The organism is Citrobacter amalonaticus (assembly GCF_002918555.1).
Classification (GTDB): domain Bacteria; phylum Pseudomonadota; class Gammaproteobacteria; order Enterobacterales; family Enterobacteriaceae; genus Citrobacter_C; species Citrobacter_C amalonaticus_A.
This window is the reverse complement of record NZ_PQMB01000002.1, coordinates 728,738-750,081: the sequence shown is the minus strand read 5'-3', so window position 1 is coordinate 750,081 and position 21,344 is coordinate 728,738. Positions and strand designations below refer to the sequence as shown.

Annotated in this window: 19 protein-coding genes, 1 pseudogene and 1 riboswitch; of the genes and pseudogenes, 18 read left to right on the top strand and 2 right to left on the bottom strand. The window is 56.0% G+C overall.

What is annotated here, in order from left to right; all coding sequences use genetic code 11:
• The 7 genes and pseudogenes from C3432_RS09070 to hutH all read left to right on the top strand — a co-directional run bounded on the left by C3432_RS09070 (position 1) and on the right by hutH (position 8,239).
• Positions 1-1,101 (top strand): alginate O-acetyltransferase AlgX-related protein, encoded by a 1,101-nt coding sequence (locus C3432_RS09070; protein ID WP_103776290.1) that lies wholly within the window; start codon positions 1-3, stop codon positions 1,099-1,101.
• A 20-nt stretch (positions 1,102-1,121) separates the two neighbouring features.
• Positions 1,122-1,494: pseudogene (locus tag C3432_RS09065) on the top strand (HumD family translesion DNA polymerase).
• A 373-nt stretch (positions 1,495-1,867) separates the two neighbouring features.
• Positions 1,868-3,091 (top strand): imidazolonepropionase, encoded by a 1,224-nt coding sequence (gene hutI / locus C3432_RS09060; RefSeq protein ID WP_103776289.1) that lies wholly within the window; start codon positions 1,868-1,870, stop codon positions 3,089-3,091.
• Complete coding sequence (gene hutG, locus C3432_RS09055) at positions 3,088-4,029, top strand: formimidoylglutamase (RefSeq protein ID WP_103776288.1); 942 nt, start codon at positions 3,088-3,090, stop codon at positions 4,027-4,029. Before hutI ends, hutG begins: the two co-directional genes overlap by 4 nt.
• An 80-nt stretch (positions 4,030-4,109) precedes the next feature.
• Positions 4,110-4,847, top strand: a complete 738-nt coding sequence (locus C3432_RS09050; protein ID WP_103776287.1) for a histidine utilization repressor — start codon at positions 4,110-4,112, stop codon at positions 4,845-4,847.
• A 169-nt stretch (positions 4,848-5,016) separates the two neighbouring features.
• Positions 5,017-6,702, top strand: a complete 1,686-nt coding sequence (gene hutU, locus C3432_RS09045) for a urocanate hydratase (RefSeq protein ID WP_103776286.1) — start codon at positions 5,017-5,019, stop codon at positions 6,700-6,702.
• Position 6,703: 1 nt separating this feature from the next.
• On the top strand, positions 6,704-8,239 hold the full coding sequence (gene hutH, locus C3432_RS09040) for a histidine ammonia-lyase (protein WP_103776285.1): 1,536 nt from the start codon (positions 6,704-6,706) through the stop codon (positions 8,237-8,239).
• 354 nt (positions 8,240-8,593) lie between these two features.
• Here the strand turns inward: hutH and bioA are convergent, their stop codons facing one another.
• Positions 8,594-9,883: an adenosylmethionine--8-amino-7-oxononanoate transaminase gene (gene bioA / locus C3432_RS09035; RefSeq protein ID WP_103776284.1), complete on the bottom strand. Its 1,290-nt coding sequence runs from the start codon at positions 9,881-9,883 to the stop codon at positions 8,594-8,596.
• A gap of 76 nt (positions 9,884-9,959) precedes the next feature.
• Between bioA and bioB the strand changes: the two genes are divergently transcribed.
• The 5 genes from bioB to uvrB all read left to right on the top strand — a co-directional run bounded on the left by bioB (position 9,960) and on the right by uvrB (position 16,151).
• Positions 9,960-11,000: a biotin synthase BioB gene (gene bioB / locus C3432_RS09030; protein WP_103776283.1), complete on the top strand. Its 1,041-nt coding sequence runs from the start codon at positions 9,960-9,962 to the stop codon at positions 10,998-11,000.
• Positions 10,997-12,151, top strand: coding sequence for an 8-amino-7-oxononanoate synthase (gene bioF, locus C3432_RS09025; protein ID WP_103776282.1), 1,155 nt, complete (start codon positions 10,997-10,999; stop codon positions 12,149-12,151). Before bioB ends, bioF begins: the two co-directional genes overlap by 4 nt.
• Entirely contained in the window at positions 12,138-12,893 is a 756-nt protein-coding gene (bioC, locus tag C3432_RS09020) for a malonyl-ACP O-methyltransferase BioC (protein WP_103776281.1), read from the top strand. Before bioF ends, bioC begins: the two co-directional genes overlap by 14 nt.
• Entirely contained in the window at positions 12,886-13,572 is a 687-nt protein-coding gene (bioD, locus tag C3432_RS09015; protein ID WP_103776280.1) for a dethiobiotin synthase, read from the top strand. Before bioC ends, bioD begins: the two co-directional genes overlap by 8 nt.
• 557 nt (positions 13,573-14,129) lie before the next feature.
• The gene (gene uvrB / locus C3432_RS09010) at positions 14,130-16,151 is read left to right on the top strand and encodes an excinuclease ABC subunit UvrB (RefSeq protein ID WP_103776279.1); all 2,022 of its coding nucleotides are present in this window, start codon (positions 14,130-14,132) and stop codon (positions 16,149-16,151) included.
• Between the two features lie 59 nt (positions 16,152-16,210).
• Here the strand turns inward: uvrB and yvcK are convergent, their stop codons facing one another.
• On the bottom strand, positions 16,211-17,119 hold the full coding sequence (gene yvcK, locus C3432_RS09005) for a uridine diphosphate-N-acetylglucosamine-binding protein YvcK (RefSeq protein WP_103776278.1): 909 nt from the start codon (positions 17,117-17,119) through the stop codon (positions 16,211-16,213).
• Positions 17,120-17,410: 291 nt separating this feature from the next.
• A riboswitch (molybdenum cofactor riboswitch) is annotated at positions 17,411-17,555 on the top strand.
• Here yvcK and moaA point away from each other — a divergent pair.
• The 6 genes from moaA to C3432_RS08970 all read left to right on the top strand — a co-directional run bounded on the left by moaA (position 17,543) and on the right by C3432_RS08970 (position 21,343).
• Complete coding sequence (gene moaA, locus C3432_RS08995) at positions 17,543-18,532, top strand: GTP 3',8-cyclase MoaA (protein ID WP_103776276.1); 990 nt, start codon at positions 17,543-17,545, stop codon at positions 18,530-18,532. (Overlaps the previous riboswitch by 13 nt.)
• Before the next feature lie 222 nt (positions 18,533-18,754).
• Positions 18,755-19,267, top strand: a complete 513-nt coding sequence (gene moaB / locus C3432_RS08990; RefSeq protein WP_103776275.1) for a molybdenum cofactor biosynthesis protein B — start codon at positions 18,755-18,757, stop codon at positions 19,265-19,267.
• Between the two features lie 2 nt (positions 19,268-19,269).
• The gene (moaC, locus tag C3432_RS08985) at positions 19,270-19,755 is read left to right on the top strand and encodes a cyclic pyranopterin monophosphate synthase MoaC (protein WP_103776274.1); all 486 of its coding nucleotides are present in this window, start codon (positions 19,270-19,272) and stop codon (positions 19,753-19,755) included.
• Positions 19,748-19,993, top strand: a complete 246-nt coding sequence (gene moaD, locus C3432_RS08980) for a molybdopterin synthase sulfur carrier subunit (RefSeq protein WP_103776273.1) — start codon at positions 19,748-19,750, stop codon at positions 19,991-19,993. The genes moaC and moaD overlap by 8 nt, the downstream gene beginning before the upstream one ends.
• Before the next feature lies 1 nt (position 19,994).
• On the top strand, positions 19,995-20,447 hold the full coding sequence (gene moaE, locus C3432_RS08975; RefSeq protein ID WP_103776272.1) for a molybdopterin synthase catalytic subunit MoaE: 453 nt from the start codon (positions 19,995-19,997) through the stop codon (positions 20,445-20,447).
• Between the two features lie 191 nt (positions 20,448-20,638).
• Entirely contained in the window at positions 20,639-21,343 is a 705-nt protein-coding gene (locus C3432_RS08970; RefSeq protein WP_103776271.1) for a Bax inhibitor-1/YccA family protein, read from the top strand.
• The last annotated feature ends 1 nt before the right edge of the window (position 21,344 follow it).

Sequence of the window (21,344 nt, the reverse complement as noted above, 5' to 3'; positions counted from 1 at the left end):
ATGAAAGGTAAAGTATTTTTATTCTCAGCTATAGTAATTGCTTCACTGGCTATTCTGCCAACTTACAATATTGTTAACGAGCCGCATCTTTTTAAAAGCAAACGTATGCCAGAACGATTTAGAAATCTCTATAATATGGATGCTGTAGAAGCATGGGTGGGTGCCGTTGCTTTCAAATACGGATTATCAACAGAACCAGAAAAAGTTCTTATTGGCAAGGAAGGATGGTTGTTTCTGGGTGATAGCTTTGTAAAAACGTTAACAAAGAAAATACAAGGCTCATCTATAATCGCAAAAGACATGCTCGCTGTTAGTAAAGCGACTGAAGCATGGGGGGATTATTTTAAAATAAACGGCGTCCAGGATTTCAAAATAATAATCGGTCCGGATAAGGATAGTGTCTATATGGATAAGCTTCCTAAATGGGACAGGCATTCCCCTGATTCTATATTGGGCTCGCTATTGCATAGTGACAATGAGATCTATATTGATACTCTTACTCCGATAATGGTAGAGAAGGGCAGGACTGATAAGCCTTTATATTATCATACCGATACACACTGGAATTCATACGGAGCGGGTATGGCCTTCAATGCGCTGGCATCTACTATGCAATTTAAGCATCCTGACACAAAGTGGCCCGGTCCGTTCACTTCGGCACACTTTAAAACAGCAGAGGGACGCTCAGGTGATTTAGCTGCATTTTTACGTGTGAAAAACGTCAAGGAGGAACTTGTTTATCTTGACGACAGGGCTATCAATAAAACGAACATTAAAGTTTTTGATTTTAAAACAGGAAGGTTGTTGTCGGAAAAAAGGCTCACGGTTATAGGGGCACCACCTACCCCGGCACTTGTGGTTTCAGATAATGCGCTAAATGATGACCGTGTACTATGGCTTAGAGACTCCTACGGCACCGCTATGTCACCTTTTATGTCCAGAACTTTCAGGGAGGTTTTACAGGTACACCCAGGAAAGGTAACGCCGGAATTACTCCAGATCATGGTTAAATCCTTTAAGCCTAAGTATGTCTTCATCACAAGTGTAGAGCGAGACGCTTTAGGTAAATTTTTTACTTCTCCACCTGATACCAATGAATAACAAATACATAGCCCACTTCGGTGGGCTTTCCCACTCCGGCAGCAGACTACGTAGAAACGCGAATACCTCTTGATGAGTTGTTAGTGCAAAGGCCCGCGGCAACTTACTTAGTGAGAGCAGGTGGCCCAGCACGGCGCTACGGAATCCTGTCTGGTGCCTTGCTTGTCGTTGATGCCTCGCCTGACTCCATGCGACGGCTCGTTACTTGTATGTGATTTCGGTGGAGAATTCAGGGTGGTTGAGTACAAAAAACATCCTACGCCATATCTGATAAACGTAAGCAGCGGTCGCCGTGAAGAAATGCCTGAGATGGAAAATGAGGCGATCTTTGGAATGATAACGTACATGATCAACGATGCCCGTTCTGGCGAGTTTGATGATTGTCCGGTGTGATGGCAAAAAATTAGCGCAAGATGACGAAAGCAGCCTTGCGCTAATGCTCTGCAACAGGTCATTAATGTATCGTAAGTAATTGATTGTTGTGATTGAAAATGTCGTGTATTACAGTCTTTAGTTGTATTTAAATGAGATAAATAATCTTGTAATGGTTTGATTTTTCTATTTTTTATCATTCTGATTGCAGCTTTTTTTATACTAAGTTGAGCGAAACGGGAAGGCGAAAAGAGAAAAAGTCTTTTTTAAGTCGCTCAGCGTGCGGGGTACAGGTTTATATATCACAAATAAATAACATTTCTCGTGCTTCAGGTTGACATCCCTCGTGGAATGAAAATAAATGTCTATACAACCTACGACAAGCGGGGATGGTATGCGGCAGTGGTTACCTGATGACACAATCTGGCGGAATGTCCGGCTGGCAACGATGGACCCTGAGCGGGAAGCGCCCTACGGCATGGTTGAGGGGCACGCGCTGGTTGTACGCGCAGGGCGAATAGCGGCGATTGTTCCCGAAGCGTCCCTCGGAAACAGCCATCACCACGCACATGATATGGAAGGCAGGCTGGTTACACCGGGACTCATTGATTGCCATACGCATCTGGTCTTCGGGGGGAATCGTGCCGGAGAGTGGGAGCAACGGCTTAACGGCGTCTCTTACCAGCAGATCAGCGCCGGAGGCGGCGGAATTAACGCCACCGTATCCGCCACGCGTACTGCCACGCCAGACCAACTTTTACAGCTGGCGCGCGCGCGTATGCACCGGCTGATTAAAGAAGGCGTGACCCTCCTGGAGATCAAATCCGGCTACGGGCTGGCGCTGGCGGCGGAAGAGAAAATGCTGCGGGTTATTGCGGCCCTGGCGGCGGAGCAGGTGATCGAAATCAGCCCCACGCTGCTGGCGGCGCATGCCACCCCAGCCGAATATCGCAACGATCCTGACGGCTATATCACCCTGGTTTGCGAAACCCTTTTGCCTCAGTTATGGGAAAAAGGGCTGTTTGAAGCGGTCGACCTGTTCTGTGAAAGCGTTGGTTTTACGCTTGCCCAGAGCGAACGGGTGTTCCGGGCGGCGCAGGCGCTGGGCATTCCGGTCAAAGGCCATGTTGAGCAGCTCTCTTTACTTGGCGGCGCACGGCTGGTGAGTCGTTATCACGGGCTTTCAGCCGATCATATCGAATATCTGGATGAAGACGGCGTGGCGGCGATGAGTCGCAGCGGCACCGTCGGCGTGCTGTTGCCCGGCGCATTCTATTTCCTCAAAGAACAGCAGCGTCCGCCGGTGGCGCTGCTGCGTCAATACCGGGTACCGATGGCGGTAGCCACCGATTTTAATCCGGGCACCAGCCCGTTTATCAGCCTGCACCTGGCGATGAATATGGCCTGCGTCCAGTTTGGCTTAACGCCGGAAGAGGCGTGGGCTGGGGTGACGCGCCATGCCGCACAGGCGCTGGGGCGTCAGGCGACGCATGGGCAGCTTAAAGCGGGCTATGTGGCTGACTTTAACGTCTGGGATGCCCAACAGCCGGTGGAGATCCTCTATGAGCCGGGGCGCAATCCGTTATATCAGCGAATTTACCGAGGGCAAATGACATGACGCAATGGTTTCCAGCCTCTCCTGCACTCTGGCAGGGGCGGGACGACAGCGCGGAGGCTGCCAACGCGCTGCGCCTGTTCCAGACGGTCACCCTGAGTAGCGATTTCACGCCTGAGGCGTACCGCGGGCAGATTGCCTTTCTTGGCTTTGCCTGCGACGAAGGGGTGAAGCGTAACCAGGGGCGACCGGGGGCGGCAGGGGCGCCCGACGCGCTGCGTAAGGCGCTGGCGAATCTGGCCAGCCATCATGGCCACGAGCGGCTGGTGGATTTAGGCAATGTCGTCGCGCCCACGGCCGATCTGGAAGGGGCGCAGCAGGCGCTGCGTGAGGCGGTGCGCGCGTGTCAGCAGGCAGGCGTACGGACGTTTGTACTGGGCGGCGGTCATGAAACCGCATTTGGTCATGGGGCAGGGGTGCTGGACGCGTTCCCGGATGAGCGAACTGGTATTATCAACCTCGACGCCCATCTGGATTTGCGCCATGCCGACCGGGCCACGTCGGGCACGCCCTTTCGCCAGCTGGCGCTGCTTTGTGAAGAGCAGCAACGTGAATTTCATTATGCATGCCTTGGCGTAAGCCGTGCGGCCAACACTCAGGCGCTGTGGGATGAGGCGCAGCGGCGCGGCGTTACCGTGGTGGAAGATGTGCACTGTGATAGCGCCCGTGAACAAATGGCGCACTTTATCGACGGCGTCGACAAAATCTATCTGACCATCGATCTGGATGTTTTACCCGTCTGGGAGATGCCAGCCGTGTCGGCCCCCGCTGCGCTGGGCGTACCGCTGGCGACGATTATGCGGATAGTTGAACCCCTGTGCCGCAGCGGTAAACTCCAGGCCGTGGATATGGTTGAATTTAACCCACGCTTTGACGATGATGGCAGAGCCGTGCGCACTGCCGCACGGCTTGGCTGGCAAATTGCACACTGGTGGCGCTGAGATGACGGACGGCGCGCCGCGTTAAGGCATTTGCGCCGCCATCCGGCAAATAAAATGATACGCATAAGGAAGGCTCACGCATGTACCCATCCCGACCCCGTCCCGCCCAGGTGAATGCGCCTGCCCCTTTCTATGAAAAGATCAAAAAGGAGATTAGCGAGAAGATCGCCAGCGGCGTCTGGCAGCCGCACGATCGCATTCCCTCTGAGGCTGAACTGGTGGCACAGTATGGCTTCAGCCGGATGACCATCAACCGGGCGCTGCGTGAGTTAACGGATGAGGGGCTGCTGGTGCGTTTACAGGGGGTCGGTACCTTTGTCGCAGAACCGAAGGGGCAGTCCGCGCTGTTTGAAATCCGCAGTATTGCTGATGAGATTGCCGCCCGCCAGCATCTGCATCGTTGCAAGGTGCTGAGGCTGGAAAAAACGCAGGCCAATGCCTTGCAGGCTGTGTCGCTGAACGTCAAAGAGGGGACGCCGATTTTCCATTCGGTGATGGTCCATTTTGAAAACGAGCTGCCGGTGCAGATTGAAGATCGCTGCGTGAATGCGGATATTGTACCGGCGTATCTGACACAGGATTACAGCCAGACCACGCCGCATGCTTATCTGTCATTGGTCGCGCCACTCACCGAGGGGGAGCATATTGTTGAGGCGGTGCGAGCCACGGCAGAAGAGTGCGCCCTGCTGAACATCAAAGAACATGACCCCTGCCTGCTGATCCGACGAACGACCTGGTCGGCCACGGAGATTGTTTCTCACGCCCGTCTGCTTTTTCCTGGCTCCCGCTACCGCTTACAGGGGCATTTTATGTCCTGAGCGGACAGCTCTGAAAACCGTGATTGCTGACGCAATATAACAAAATTGTATCATTTTTGTTAATCACATCCTTGCGATGGCTTGTATAGACAAGTATATGTTAGTGACTTATTCACGTTCACCGTGGGCCGGAAAAGACGTGCCTGCGTCAGCCTGAGGAGTCTCTGTCATGTCCCAAAGCAAGTACCGTCAGCAAAATATCCGCGCCCCTCGCGGCACCACATTAACGGCTAAAAGCTGGCTGACCGAAGCGGCGCTGCGCATGTTAATGAATAATCTCGACCCGGACGTTGCCGAGAATCCCCATGAGCTGGTGGTTTACGGTGGGACAGGCCGCGCGGCGCGTAGCTGGGAATGCTATGACGCTATTGTTAACGCGTTAACTGAACTGGAAGCCGACGAAACTCTGCTGGTGCAGTCCGGCAAACCGGTTGGCGTCTTTAAAACCCATGAGAACGCCCCACGCGTGCTGATAGCTAACTCAAACCTCGTGCCGCATTGGGCGACGTGGGAGCACTTTCATGAGCTGGATGCCAAAGGGCTGGCGATGTATGGCCAGATGACGGCAGGAAGCTGGATCTACATTGGCAGACAGGGCATTGTGCAGGGCACCTATGAAACCTTTGTTGAAGCGGGACGTCAGCATTACGCAGGCAACCTGAATGGGCGTTGGGTGCTTACCGCCGGGCTGGGTGGGATGGGCGGTGCGCAGCCCCTGGCCGCGACGCTGGCGGGCGCCTGCTCGCTGAATATTGAGTGTCAGCAAAGCCGTATCGATTTTCGTCTGCGCACCCGCTATGTCGATGAGCAGGCCACCTCGCTTGCTGACGCGCTGGCGCGTATCGAAAAATATACGGGTGAAGGCAAAGCGGTGTCGATTGCCCTGTGCGCCAACGCGGCGGATATCGTTCCTGAGCTGGTAAAACGCGGCGTGCGCCCGGATCTGGTGACCGACCAGACCAGCGCCCACGATCCGCTGCATGGCTATCTGCCGTCCGGCTGGTGCTGGGAGGAGTATCAGGCAAAAGCCGCGTCAGACCCACAGGGAACGGCGCTGGCGGCGAAGCGCTCTATGGCGAAGCATGTGCAGGCCATGCTGGCGTTCAGCGAAATGGGGGTGCCGACCTTTGATTATGGCAACAATATTCGTCAGATGGCTAAAGAGATGGGCGTGGAGAAGGCTTTTGATTTTCCAGGTTTTGTTCCGGCCTATATCCGCCCGCTTTTCTGCCGCGGCATCGGCCCGTTCCGCTGGGTGGCGCTGTCCGGCGATCCGCAGGATATTTATAAAACCGACGCCAAAGTGAAAGAGATTGTGGCGAATGACGCGCACCTTCATCACTGGCTGGATATGGCGCGGGAGCGGATCAGCTTCCAGGGCTTACCGGCGCGTATCTGCTGGGTCGGTCTGGAATGGCGGCAGAAACTGGGACTGGCGTTCAATGAAATGGTACGTAAAGGGGAGGTTTCTGCGCCGATCGTGATTGGCCGCGATCATCTGGACTCCGGCTCCGTCGCCAGCCCGAACCGGGAAACTGAGGCGATGCGCGACGGATCTGACGCGGTTTCCGACTGGCCGCTGTTGAACGCGCTGCTCAATACCGCCAGCGGCGCGACCTGGGTTTCGCTGCATCATGGCGGCGGGGTGGGAATGGGGTTCTCCCAGCATGCCGGGATGGTCATCGTCTGCGACGGGAGCGATGAGGCCGCCGCCCGTATCGCCAGAGTGTTGCACAACGATCCGGCCACGGGGGTGATGCGTCATGCCGACGCCGGGTACGACATCGCCGTCGAATGCGCGGCGGAACAAGGTCTGAATCTTCCGATGGTTGCCGCGACGCAGGGAAAACGCTGATATGAACACATTGACACTTACGCCAGGTCAGCTGAGTTTTTCTCAACTGCGCGATGTCTGGCAGAACCCCGTGCAGCTCAGTCTCGATACCCGCGCCATTGACGGGATTAATGCCAGCGTTGCCTGCGTTAATCATATCGTTGCACAAGGGCGCACCGCCTACGGTATCAATACCGGTTTCGGCCTGCTGGCGCAAACGCGCATCGCCAATGCGGATTTGCAGAATCTACAGCGTTCTCTGGTGCTCTCCCACGCCGCAGGGGTGGGCGAACCGCTGGATGACGCGATGGTGCGCCTGATTATGGTCCTGAAAATCAACAGCCTGGCGCGGGGCTTCTCCGGGATCCGTCTGAGCGTAATTGAAGCGCTGATGGCGTTGGTCAACGCGGAGGTCTGGCCGCTGATCCCGGCAAAAGGTTCCGTGGGGGCATCGGGGGATTTAGCGCCGCTGGCCCATATGTCGCTAACGCTGTTGGGGGAAGGGAAAGCGCGCTGGCAGGGCGAATGGCTACCGGCGCGAGAGGCGCTGAAAAAGGCGGGTCTGGAACCCATCACTCTCGCGGCAAAAGAGGGGCTGGCGCTGCTCAACGGCACGCAGGCATCCACCGCGTTTGCGCTGCGCGGCCTGTTTGAAGCGCAGGAGCTGTTCGCTTCCGCTGTCGTCTGTGGGGCGCTGACCACCGAAGCGGTGCTGGGATCGCGTCGGCCTTTTGACGCCCGCATTCACGCCGCACGCGGTCAGCGTGGGCAGATTGACGCCGCCGCGCTGTATCGCCATGTGCTGACGGAAACCAGCGCGCTTTCACAGTCACATCACAACTGTGAGAAGGTACAGGATCCCTATTCGCTGCGCTGTCAGCCGCAGGTAATGGGAGCCTGTCTGACACAGATGCGCCAGGTGATGGAGGTGCTGCTGGTTGAAGCGAACGCCGTATCGGATAACCCGCTGGTCTTTGCCGAAGAGGGGGATGTGATCTCCGGCGGCAATTTCCACGCTGAGCCGGTGGCGATGGCGGCGGATAACCTGGCGCTGGCGATTGCGGAAATCGGTTCGCTGTCGGAACGACGCATCGCGTTAATGATGGATAAGCATATGTCGCAACTGCCGCCTTTCCTGGTGAAGAATGGCGGGGTTAATTCGGGCTTTATGATCGCCCAGGTCACCGCCGCCGCGCTGGCGAGCGAGAATAAAGCGCTGGCGCATCCGCACAGCGTTGACAGCCTGCCGACGTCGGCAAACCAGGAAGATCACGTCTCAATGGCGCCAGCCGCAGGTCGCCGACTGTGGGAGATGGCAGCCAACACCCGCGGGGTGATTGCCGTAGAGTGGCTGGCGGCCTGTCAGGGGATTGATTTGCGGGACGGTCTGACGTCCAGTCCACTGCTGGAACAGGCGCGGAAAGCGCTGCGTGAGGAGGTTGCCCATTACACGGACGATCGCTTCTTCGCGCCGGATATCGAATGTGCGACCAGGCTACTGACGCAGGGAGCATTGCTTAAACTGATGCCCGCGTTTCTGTCAGAAAATGCCGGATAAAACGCCTTAGCGTTGCTATCCGGCACAACAAGACCTGACTGAACATAGCGGTTATCGACGCGCTGGCGAGCGCGTGAAACGTGAAGATTTTGGCGGTGGGATAATGCCAACCGTTTAAGAGATAACGGAGAATTTTTAACAATGGCAAAGGGTTCCGTTCACCGTATGTTCATTGTTTCCCTGAAACCCTCATACCCGTGAACGGGCAAGGGAGGCTCCTCGTGCACTGAACCCCAAATCCTGGACACCAGATACCTTAATCTGGAGGTCCAGAACGATGAAATATCCATTTCGCGTTAATAAAAAATACAGACCGCAAAAAGTGTAGCCAGGCGTCAGGCAGCCTACCGCTAATTAATCCACAAAAAATGCTTCATTGCGCACGGCATTGTTCACTGCCTGAGTCAGGCGGTGGAGCTGCGCTGGCGCAATGAGATAAGGCGGCATCAGGTAGATCAGTTTGCCAAACGGACGGATCCAGACGCCTTGTTCAACAAAGAATTTTTGCAACGCTGCCATGTTGACCGGACGGGTCGTTTCCACCACGCCGATGGCGCCGAGCACCCGCACATCTGCAACGCTGGCGCAGTCGCGTGCAGGGGCAAGTTCGACGCGGAGCTGCGCCTCAATGGCCGCTACCTGCTGCTGCCATTCGCCGGTTTCCAGCACCGAGAGGCTGGCCGTCGCCACCGCACAGGCCAGCGGGTTGCCCATAAAGGTTGGGCCATGCATAAAACAACCGGCCTCGCCGTTGCTGATGGTTTCTGCCACTTCACGCGTGGTCAGGGTGGCGGAAAGCGTCATCGTACCGCCGGTTAACGCCTTGCCGAGACACAGAATATCCGGTGCGATCCCGGCGTGCTCACAGGCAAACAGCTTACCAGTACGGCCAAATCCGGTGGCAATTTCATCGGCAATCAGCAGGATACCTTCGCGGTCGCACATCCTGCGGATCCGGCGCAGCCACTCCGGGTGATACATCCGCATTCCCCCCGCGCCCTGCACGACAGGTTCCAGAATGACCGCGGCAATTTCATGACGGTGTGCGGCCATCAGGCGGGCAAAGGCCACCATATCGCGTTCGTCCCATTCGCCCTCCATCCGGTTTTGCGGCGCCGGGGCGAAGAGGTTTTCCGGCAGATAGCCCTTCCACAGGCTATGCATGGAGTTGTCCGGATCGCACACCGACATCGCGCCGAAGGTATCGCCGTGATAACCATTACGAAACGTCAGAAAGCGTTGGCGCGCTTCGCCTTTCGTCTGCCAGTATTGCAGCGCCATTTTCATCGCCACTTCAACCGCTACCGAGCCGGAATCCGCGAGGAATACGCATTCCAGCGGTTCCGGCGTCATCGCGACCAGCTTCCGGCACAGGTTGACGGCGGGCGTATGGGTTATTCCGCCAAACATCACGTGTGACATCGCGTCGATCTGCGTTTTCATCGCGGCGTTCAGCTGCGGGTGGTTATAACCGTGAATCGCCGCCCACCAGGAGGACATGCCGTCAATCAGCCGTTCGCCGCTGGATAAAATCAGTTCGCAGCCTTCCGCACGTTCAACAGGATAAACCGGCAGCGGAGAGGTCATGGAGGTGTAGGGATGCCAGATATGGCGTTGGTCAAAGGCAAGATCGTCCGGTGTCATAATCGACTTGTAAACCAAATTAAAAACATTTAGGTTTACGAGTCTACATGAAACTCACAACGAAAAGTAGACAAATATGGCTCACTCTTCTCGCTGGACATTGTCGCAAGTCACCGAATTATTTGAAAAACCGCTGCTGGATTTGCTGTTTGAAGCACAGCAAATTCATCGCCAGCACTTCGATCCCCGTCAGGTACAGGTCAGCACGCTGCTGTCGATTAAAACCGGCGCCTGCCCGGAAGATTGTAAGTATTGCCCGCAGAGTTCGCGCTACAAAACCGGGCTGGAGGCAGAACGATTAATGGAGGTCGGGCAGGTGCTGGACTCTGCGCGGAAAGCGAAGCTCGCCGGTTCCACCCGTTTCTGCATGGGGGCGGCGTGGAAGAACCCTCACGAGCGCGATATGCCGTACCTGGAGCAGATGGTGCAGGGCGTGAAGGCAATGGGGCTGGAAGCCTGTATGACGCTTGGGACGTTGAATGAGTCCCAGGCGCTGCGTCTTGCGAACGCCGGACTGGACTACTACAACCACAACCTCGATACCTCCCCGGAATTCTACGGCAATATCATCACCACGCGTTCATACCAGGAGCGCCTCGACACGCTGGATAAAGTGCGCGACGCCGGGATCAAAGTCTGTTCCGGCGGCATTGTGGGTCTGGGCGAAACGGTAAAAGATCGCGCCGGACTGCTGCTGCAACTGGCCAGTCTGCCAACGCCGCCGGAAAGCGTACCGATCAACATGCTGGTGAAGGTGAAGGGGACGCCTCTGGCGGATAACGAGGATGTGGATGCGTTTGATTTTATTCGCACCATTGCCGTGGCGCGCATCATGATGCCGACTTCATATGTGCGCCTCTCTGCCGGACGCGAGCAGATGAACGAACAGACCCAGGCGATGTGCTTTATGGCCGGGGCTAACTCCATTTTCTACGGCTGCAAATTACTGACTACCCCGAACCCGGAAGAAGATAACGATCTCCGGTTGTTCCGCAAGCTGGGGCTGAATCCACAGCAAACCGCCGTGCTGGCGGGCGATAACGAGCAGCAACAGCGTCTGGAACAGGCGCTGTTGACCCCGGATACTGACGATTATTACAACGCGGCAGCAGTATGAGCTGGCAGCAAAAAATCGACGAGGCGCTCGCGGCGCGTCGTTCGACCGATACCCTGCGAACTCGCCACGTGGTTGAGCAGGGGGCGGGGCGCTGGCTTACCGCCAATAGCCAGCGATATCTTAACTTCTCGAACAATGACTATCTTGGCCTGAGCAGTCACCCGCAGATTATTCGAGCCTGGCAACAGGGTGCCGAACGGTTTGGCGTCGGCAGCGGAGGATCGGGCCACGTCAGCGGCTATAGCGTGGCGCACCGGCAGCTGGAAGCGTCGCTGGCAGACTGGCTGGGCTACCCCCGCGCCCTGCTGTTTATCTCCGGCTTTGCGGCGAATCAGGCGGTTATTGCGGCATTAATGGCAAAAGATGACCGGATTGTCGCCGATCGTCTCAGCCATGCGTCGCTGCTGGAGGCCGCCAGTCTCAGTCCGGCGGCGCTTCGTCGCTATACCCATAACAATCCGGAGCACCTTGCGCGCCTGCTGGCGGCCCCCTGTCCGGGGCAACAGCTGGTGGTGACCGAGGGCGTTTTCAGTATGGATGGCGACAGCGCGCCGCTGGCGGAAATTCATCGTATCGCCCAGGAGCATAACGGCTGGCTGCTGGTGGATGATGCCCACGGCATCGGCGTTATCGGACAGGAAGGACGGGGAAGCTGCTGGCAACAGCAGGTGAAGCCAGAACTGCTGGTGGTGACTTTCGGCAAAGGTTTCGGCGTCAGCGGCGCGGCAGTTCTCTGCTCTGACAGCGTGGCGGATTATCTGTTGCAGTTTGCCCGTCACCTGATTTACAGCACCAGTATGCCGCCTGCCCAGGCGCAGGCATTGAGCGCCGCGCTGGACGTTATGCGCAGTGAGGAGGGGGATAAACGGAGGGAAAAGCTGGCGACGCTAATTCAGCAGTTTCGATCGGCAATCAACGCCACGCACTTTACGCTGGCAGATTCGCAAAGCGCCATCCAGCCGTTAATCGTTGGCGATAACGTTCGGGCGCTACAGCTGGCAGAGCGATTACGCAGCCAGGGATGCTGGGTGACCGCCATCCGTCCACCGACTGTGCCCGCGGGTACCGCCCGCTTGCGTCTGACGCTAACCGCCGCGCATGAACCGCAGGATATCGATCGTTTGCTGGAGGCGCTGCATGGCGCTGGTTAATAAACAAGCCATCGCGGCGGCGTTTGGCCGCGCGGCGAGCCAATACGAACAGCATGCCGAACTTCAGCGCCTGAGCGCGGATGCGCTGCTGGGGCAGCTGCCGGAAAGGTTTTTTGCACAGGTGCTGGACGCGGGATGCGGTCCCGGTCGGCTGAGCCGCTACTGGCGCGAACGGGGCAGTCACGTAACCGCCCTGGATCTGTCAGTGCAGATGCTGGATGAGGCGCGTCGTCAGGCGGTTGCGCACCACTATCTGGCTGGCGATATCGAATCGCTGCCGCTGACCTGCGCAGGGTTTGATCTGGCGTGGAGCAATCTGGCCGTCCAGTGGTGTAACGATTTGCGGGGGGCGTTAAGCGAACTCTGTCGTGTGGTGCGTCCCGGCGGCTGCGTGGCTTTCTCTACCCTGGCGCACGGCTCGCTGCCGGAACTGCATCAGGCGTGGCGGGCCGTTGATGAACGGCCCCATGCCAACCGCTTTTTAGCGGAAGATGCGCTACAGAATGTCGTAAACGACTGGCGCGGGTGCGGGCAGAGGCAAACCCTCACCGTGTGGTTTGACGATGCGCTCAGCGCGATGCGTTCACTGAAGGGGATTGGCGCAACCCATTTGCACGAAGGGCGCGAACAGCGCGTGCTGACGCGTGCGCAATTGCAACAGCTTCAGCTGGCCTGGCCACAGCGGCAGGGGCGATTTCCCCTGACATATCATCTTTTTCTGGGAGTCATTGAACGTGAATAATCGATTTTTTGTCACCGGAACCGACACCGAAGTCGGCAAGACGGTTGCCAGTTGCGCGTTGTTACAGGCTGCGGCGCGCCTGGGCTACCGGACGGCAGGCTACAAACCTGTCGCCTCCGGCAGCGAAATGACCGCATGTGGGTTACGTAACAGCGATGCCCTGGCCCTGCAGCGTAACAGTAGCCTGCGTCTGGAGTATGCAGCGGTGAACCCCTACACCTTCGCGGAACCGACGTCACCGCATATTATCAGCGCTGAAGAGGGGAGGCCGATTCAGGCTTGCGTGATGTCCGCAGGCCTGCGCGCTTTGGAGGCGCAGGCGGACTGGCTGCTGGTGGAAGGCGCCGGAGGCTGGTTTACGCCGCTGTCGGAGACGCTCACCTTTGCCGACTGGGTGCAGCAGGAACGTCTGCCGGTGATTCTGGTGGTCGGGGTGAAGCTGGGCTGTATCAACCATGCAGTGCTCACAGCGCAGGCGATACGGCAGGCCGGACTGCGGCTGGACGGCTGGGTGGCGAATGATGTGGTGGTGCCGGGGAAGCGACACGCCGAATATATGGCGACGCTCACAAGGATGATTCCGGCGCCGTTACTGGGAGAAATCCCCTGGCTTACGCAGCAGGCTGAATATGCAATGACAGGACAATATCTCGATCTTACCGCGTTAAACCGCAGGTAAAGATGGCGAAATTGCGAGCGATATCTTGCCTGCCGTCAGCAGATAAAAATCGAAAATTAGTGATAATTTTTTTTTAGTCGCGCTTTTGGAGCAAAGTGGGCGTATTAGCCAGGCGGCAGTCCATACGGGCTGGAAGCAGTTATCCACTATTCCTGTGGATAACCTTGTGTATTAGAGTTAGAAAACCCAGGGTAAGCGAGAGAATACGCGGCCTGCAGCTGAATTGATGCGAAAGCCGTCTCAAGGAAATATCCTTTGTGATACAGTTGGTTATATAAAATCAATGGCTGTAAGGAAAGTGTCATCGGTTGCCATAAAAGTTTCATAACGCGACTTGACAAATGTTAAGAAAGTCGGAGGTCTGGGGATAACCCGCTTTAGACGGTGTTTTATCTTGTCAGGAGCTAAATTTCCCCCCGTGCTGATGGCACATTACGGCGCGTAACAGCAGTATTATGATGCGCTACTGTTTTTTCATCCAGTATATTTTGCTGGCAATATTGGCCATCAGGAGTAAAATTACACACCTGCCCGCCCATTCCTTCAGGTAGCTGCTCATGAGTAAACCGTTCAAACTGAATTCTGTTTTTAAACCTTCTGGCGATCAGCCGGAGGCGATACGCCGTCTGGAAGAGGGACTGGAGGATGGCCTGGCGCACCAGACCTTGCTGGGCGTAACGGGTTCAGGAAAAACGTTTACTATCGCCAACGTGATTGCCGATCTTCAGCGACCGACCATGGTGATGGCCCCCAATAAAACGCTCGCAGCGCAGCTCTATGGCGAGATGAAGGAGTTCTTTCCGGATAACGCGGTGGAATATTTCGTCTCGTACTATGACTACTACCAGCCGGAGGCCTACGTGCCGAGTTCTGATACCTTCATCGAGAAGGACGCCTCGGTTAACGAACATATTGAACAGATGCGGCTGTCGGCGACCAAAGCGCTGCTGGAGCGTCGTGACGTCATCGTGGTGGCGTCCGTTTCGGCGATCTACGGTCTGGGCGATCCGGATTTGTATCTGAAGATGATGCTGCACCTTACGGTCGGCATGATTATTGACCAGCGGGCGATCCTGCGGCGGCTCGCGGAGTTGCAGTACACCCGTAACGATCAGGTTTTCCAGCGCGGCACCTTTCGCGTGCGCGGCGAGGTGATCGACATCTTCCCGGCGGAATCAGATGACATCGCGCTGCGCGTGGAACTGTTTGATGAAGAGGTGGAGCGCCTGTCGCTGTTCGATCCGCTGACCGGACAGATTGAATCGACGATTCCCCGCTATACCATCTACCCAAAAACGCACTATGTGACGCCACGTGAGCGTATCCTGCAGGCGATGGAAGAGATCAAAGTGGAGCTGGCGGACCGGAGAAAGGTTCTGCTGGCGAACGATAAGCTGCTGGAAGAACAGCGCTTAACCCAGCGCACACAGTTTGATCTTGAGATGATGAACGAGCTGGGCTACTGCTCAGGTATTGAAAACTACTCTCGCTTTCTTTCAGGGCGTGGGCCAGGCGAACCGCCGCCGACGCTGTTTGATTATCTGCCCGCGGATGGTCTGCTGGTGGTGGACGAATCGCACGTTACCATCCCGCAAATTGGCGGCATGTACCGCGGCGATCGGGCGCGCAAAGAGACGCTGGTGGAATATGGCTTCCGTCTGCCTTCCGCGCTGGATAACCGTCCGCTGAGGTTTGAAGAGTTTGAAGCGCTGGCGCCGCAAACCATCTACGTTTCCGCCACGCCCGGGAATTACGAACTGGAGAAATCCGGTGGCGATGTGGTCGATCAGGTCGTGCGACCCACCGGGCTGCTGGATCCGGTCATTGAGGTTCGTCCGGTGGCGACGCAGGTCGACGATCTGCTTTCTGAGATTCGTATCCGTGCGGCAATTAACGAACGTGTGCTGGTCACCACGTTGACCAAACGGATGGCGGAAGACCTGACTGAATATCTCGAAGAGCACGGCGAGCGAGTGCGCTATCTGCACTCGGATATCGATACCGTAGAACGTATGGAAATCATTCGTGATTTGCGTCTGGGCGAGTTTGACGTGCTGGTGGGTATCAACCTGTTACGAGAAGGCCTGGACATGCCTGAGGTGTCTCTGGTGGCGATTCTCGATGCCGACAAAGAGGGGTTCCTGCGTTCTGAACGTTCTCTGATTCAGACCATTGGTCGCGCGGCGCGTAACGTTAACGGGAAAGCCATCCTGTATGGCGACAGAATCACCGCGTCGATGGCAAAAGCGATTGGTGAAACTGAACGTCGTCGCGAGAAACAGCAGCTGTATAACGAAGAGCACGGAATCATCCCACAGGGCCTGAATAAGAAAGTGGTTGATATCCTGGCGCTGGGGCAAAGCCTGGCGAAAACCAAAGCGAAGGGCAGAGGGAAATCGCGCGCGGCGGCGAAGTCCGATGTGGTGGAAATGGATATGTCGCCAAAAGCGTTGCAGCAGAAGATCCACGAGCTGGAGGGACAGATGATGCAGCATGCGCAAAATCTGGAATTCGAAGAGGCCGCACAGATCCGCGACCAGCTGCATCAGCTGCGCGAGCTGTTTATCGCGGCGTCGTGATCACCAAAGGCGTTGCGTTGGCCCGATGAGCTTGCGCCATCGGGCAACCATACCGCCCGTTACCCCAGCGCCTGAATTGCTTTTTCCAGCGCGCAGTGCAGCAGCTGGCGGTTATGACGGTAAGGAATATCGCTGGCCTCCAGCACTTCCTGGATCACAACCCGGTCGGTAATCCCTGAAACATTCACTTTCGGCCCCACAACGACCGCATCAATCACTTTCTTCCCGACGTACTGCTCTATGACTGCCAGCTTATCAGCAAGCGTCAGGCTCGCGGCGGGGAGACTCAGTTCACGACCCAGATTACCGATATAAACCATCGGTGCAGATGTGCGGCGCAATGCCTGCGCCAGTTCATCAAGCAGCAGGATTGGCATCAGACTGGTATAGAAGCTGCCTGGCCCAATCAGGATTAAATCGGCCTGGGCAATGGCCTGTACCGCTTCCCGCGTTGTTGGAACCTTCGGCGACAGCATCAGCTCCTGAGGTGGGGTAGTGAGTTGATCAATGTTCACTTCACCGTAGACTTCATGCCCCTGGGCGTCCAGCGCCATCAGGTCAACCGGCAGTTCAGACATGGGGATTAAGTGCGCATCCACTTTTAGCAGGCTACGAATTAAATTTATCGCTTCCAGAGGCCGCACGCTGAGGTGATCCAGCGCTTTTAACATCAGATTTCCGAGGTTATGACCGGAAAGTTCGCCATTCCCGCCAAAACGGTACTCAAACATCGCTGAAGCAACGCTGGGTTCGGTGATCAATTGGTTCAGACAGTTGCGCATATCACCCCAGGCAATCCCCCCCTCCGAGCGGCGAATACGCCCCGTTGAACCCCCATTATCCGTGGTGGTGACAATTCCCGTCAGGCGTGAACCCAGTGAGGAGAGTGACGAGAGAACGCGTCCTAATCCATGCCCTCCGCCGAGAGCGACGACACGATCAAGGTCAGCCAGCGTACGATTGCGCATAAAAGTTCCTGAAGTCAAATTAACCGCGCTACAGTAACGCAAATCGCGGCTTTTCAGCAATTGGCTGACCCACAGGTAAATAAAAAAAACTGTCTGGATCTACTCCTTTAGAGCGAAGCGGGGCTGCGCCGGAAATGATGTACATCAATGCAAAGGTGTGATTTTCGCTTATTCTGTAGCGAAATGGCACGATCATGACGCTATATACATGTTTATACAGCGTAAGTGTGAATGGCACAATGTCCGTTTACACGCTACTATCGGCTTAGAGCTCGTCCCATCTGGCTCTTAACTACATAAACACACTCTAGCCTCTGCACCTGGGTCAAAAGATACGGTGCTTTGGCCGTGACGATGCTTAATCGCGTTGCCACCAGGGCGCAGGAAGAAATGACTCCGCCTCCCGTATATGGAAAGGTGTACATGGCCTCACAACTGACCGATGCTTTCGCACGCAAGTTCTATTACTTGCGTCTGTCGATTACCGATGTGTGCAATTTTCGTTGCACCTACTGTCTGCCGGATGGCTATAAGCCAGGCGGCGTCACCAACAACGGTTTTCTTACTGTCGATGAAATTCGCCGGGTGACTCGTGCCTTTGCCAGCCTGGGTACTGAGAAAGTGCGTCTGACAGGCGGCGAGCCTTCTTTGCGCCGCGACTTCACCGATATCATCGCTGCCGTGCGTGAAAACGATGCCATTCGTCAGATTGCGGTAACTACCAATGGTTACCGTCTGGCACGCGACGCCGCAAACTGGCGCAATGCAGGGCTGACAGGGATTAACGTCAGCGTTGACAGTCTGGATGCCCGTCAGTTTCATGCCATTACCGGACAGGATAAATTTCAGCAGGTGATGGCGGGTATTGATAGCGCGTTTGACGCCGGTTTCGAGAAAGTCAAAGTTAACACCGTGCTGATGCGCGATGTGAACCACCATCAGTTAGATACCTTTCTTTCCTGGATCCAGGGGCGCCCCATCCAGCTCCGCTTCATTGAATTGATGGAGACGGGCGAGGGGAGTGAACTGTTCCGTAAACACCATATTTCTGGTCAGGTGCTGCGCGATGAGCTGCTGCGCCGTGGTTGGATCCATCAGTTGCGCCAGCGCAGCGATGGTCCGGCCCAGGTTTTCTGCCATCCCGATTATGCCGGTGAAATCGGCCTCATCATGCCTTATGAGAAAGATTTCTGCGCCACCTGCAACCGTCTGCGCGTCTCTTCCATCGGCAAGCTGCATCTTTGCCTGTTTGGCGAAGGCGGCGTGAACCTGCGCGATTTGCTGGCTGAGGATGTTCAGCAGCAGGCGCTGGAAGAGCGCATTTCAGGCGCTTTGCGGGAGAAAAAACAGACCCATTTTCTGCACCAGAACCATACCGGTATTACGCAAAACTTATCGTACATTGGCGGTTAAACGTTATGCACTTCATCCTTCATGCTGTCTCTGCGCGGGCTGTGGAGTTACCTGTCTCATCCATGAGGCTCGCCCTTACGGGCCGTCGCTCTGCGACATTCAAATCTGTTCCTGACAGATTTGTCGCTCACCCCAGTCACTTACTTCTGTAAGTTTCCGGGGGCACTCCCTTGCTGCCCTGAGATAACCTGAATAATTTTGTGCGTATATAGGAGATTAAAGATGAGTCAGGTAAGCGCTGAATTTATCCCGACCCGCATTGCTATTCTTACCGTTTCGAATCGTCGTGGTGAAGAAGACGACACGTCCGGCCATTTTTTGCGCGATTCAGCGCAGGAAGCCGGTCATCAGGTCGTCGACAAAGCAATCGTTAAAGAAAACCGCTACGCGATTCGCGCCCAGGTGTCAGCGTGGATTGCCAGCGATGACGTACAGGTCGTATTAATTACCGGCGGCACGGGGCTGACGGAAGGCGACCAGGCGCCGGAAGCGCTATTGCCGCTGTTCGACAGAGAGGTCGAAGGCTTTGGCGAGGTGTTCCGTATGCTGTCGTTTGAAGAGATTGGCACCGCCACGCTGCAATCCCGCGCCGTCGCCGGGGTGGCGAACAACACGTTGATTTTCGCCATGCCTGGCTCCACGAAGGCATGTCGCACCGCCTGGGATAACATCATCGCCCCGCAGCTGGATGCGCGTACGCGTCCGTGCAATTTCCACCCACATTTGAAGAAATAAATATGCCGCAACTGACCCACATTAACGCCGCTGGCGAAGCGCATATGGTGGATGTCTCCGCCAAAGCGGAAACCGTACGTGAAGCCCGTGCGGAAGCGTTTGTGACGATGCGCAGTGAAACGCTGACGATGATCGTTGAAGGTAGCCACCATAAGGGCGATGTATTTGCGACCGCGCGTATTGCCGGTATTCAGGCGGCGAAGCGCACCTGGGAGCTGATCCCGCTGTGCCATCCGTTGCTGCTGAGCAAGGTGGAAGTACAGCTGCAGGCCGAGCCGGAACATAACCGTGTCCGTATCGAATCGCTCTGTCGCCTGACGGGGAAAACCGGCGTGGAGATGGAAGCCTTAACCGCGGCGTCCGTGGCGGCGCTGACCATCTATGATATGTGCAAAGCGGTGCAAAAAGATATGGTGATAGGTCCGGTTCGTCTGCTGGCGAAAAGCGGCGGTAAGTCCGGTGATTTTAAGGTGGATGCGGATGATTAAAGTTCTGTTTTTTGCGCAGGTTCGCGAACTGACTGGGGCGGACTCGCTGGAGGTACCGGCAGACTTCCCGACGGTGGAAACGCTGCGTGAACATCTGGCTGCTACGGGCGATCGTTGGGCGCTGGCGCTGGAAGACGGTAAGCTGCTGGCGGCGGTAAACCAGACGCTGGTCAGCTTTGACCATCCTTTGGTGGAAGGCGATGAAGTCGCGTTCTTTCCTCCGGTCACAGGGGGCTGAGATGGCGGAAACCCGAATTGTTGTCGACCACGCGCCGTTTAGCGTAGGGGAAGAGTACCCCTGGCTGGCGCAGCGTGATGAAGATGGCGCGGTCGTGACCTTTACCGGCAAGGTGCGCAATCACAATCTCGGTGACAGCGTGCAGGCGCTGACCCTGGAGCATTATCCCGGCATGACCGAAAAAGCGCTGGCGGATATCGTGGAAGAGGCGCGTCGCCGCTGGCCGCTGGGACGTGTGACGGTGATCCACCGTATCGGTGAGCTGTGGCCGGGCGATGAAATTGTTTTTGTCGGCGTGACCAGTGCCCATCGCAGTAGCGCCTTTGACGCCGGGCAGTTCATTATGGATTATCTGAAGACCCGCGCGCCGTTCTGGAAGCGCGAAGCAACGCCGGAAGGGGACCGCTGGGTGGAAGCGCGCGACAGCGATCGGCAAGCGGCAAAACGCTGGTAATAAAATAATGTGATAATCTTATTCAGAGGTATACCCTAAATAATTCGCGTGGCAGAAAGGCGGCAAGGGAAGAAATCTCAGGGAGCGCAGATAGCTCTGTGACCGGAGTTTCTGACAAATCCGCGGCTAACGCACCTGCTACTTGAAGTATGACGGGTGTATCATTTTTAATCTGAATTCAGGAGATAGTCATGGACCGATTCCCACGAACCGATTCCATTGTACAGGCACGTTCCGGCCTGCAAACCTATATGGCGCAGGTCTACGGTTGGATGACAGTCGGGCTGCTGTTGACTGCGTTTACCGCATGGTATGCGGCAAATTCCGCTGCCTTTATGGAACTGTTGTATACCAACAGGATCGTTTTCTTCGGGCTTGTCATCGCGCAGCTGGCCGTCGTTTTTGTGTTATCGGGTCTGATTAATAAGCTCAGCGCGGGGGTGATGACCACGCTGTTTATGCTCTATTCCGTCCTGACCGGCCTGACGCTTTCCAGTATTTTTATCGTTTACACGGCATCTTCTATTGCCAGCACGTTCGTGGTGACGGCCGGGATGTTCGGCGCCATGAGCCTGTATGGTTACACCACTAAACGCGATCTCAGCGGTCTGGGCAACATGCTGTTTATGGCGCTGATCGGCATTATTCTGGCGTCGCTGGTGAATTTCTGGCTGAAGAGCGAAGCGCTGATGTGGGCAGTAACCTACATCGGGGTGGTGGTGTTTGTCGGTCTGACCGCGTATGACACCCAGAAACTGAAAAATATCGGTGAGCAAATCGATGTACGCGACAGTTCTAACCTGCGTAAATACTCGATTCTTGGGGCGTTAACGCTGTATCTGGACTTCATCAACCTGTTCCTGATGCTGCTGCGTATCCTCGGTAATCGTCGCTGAT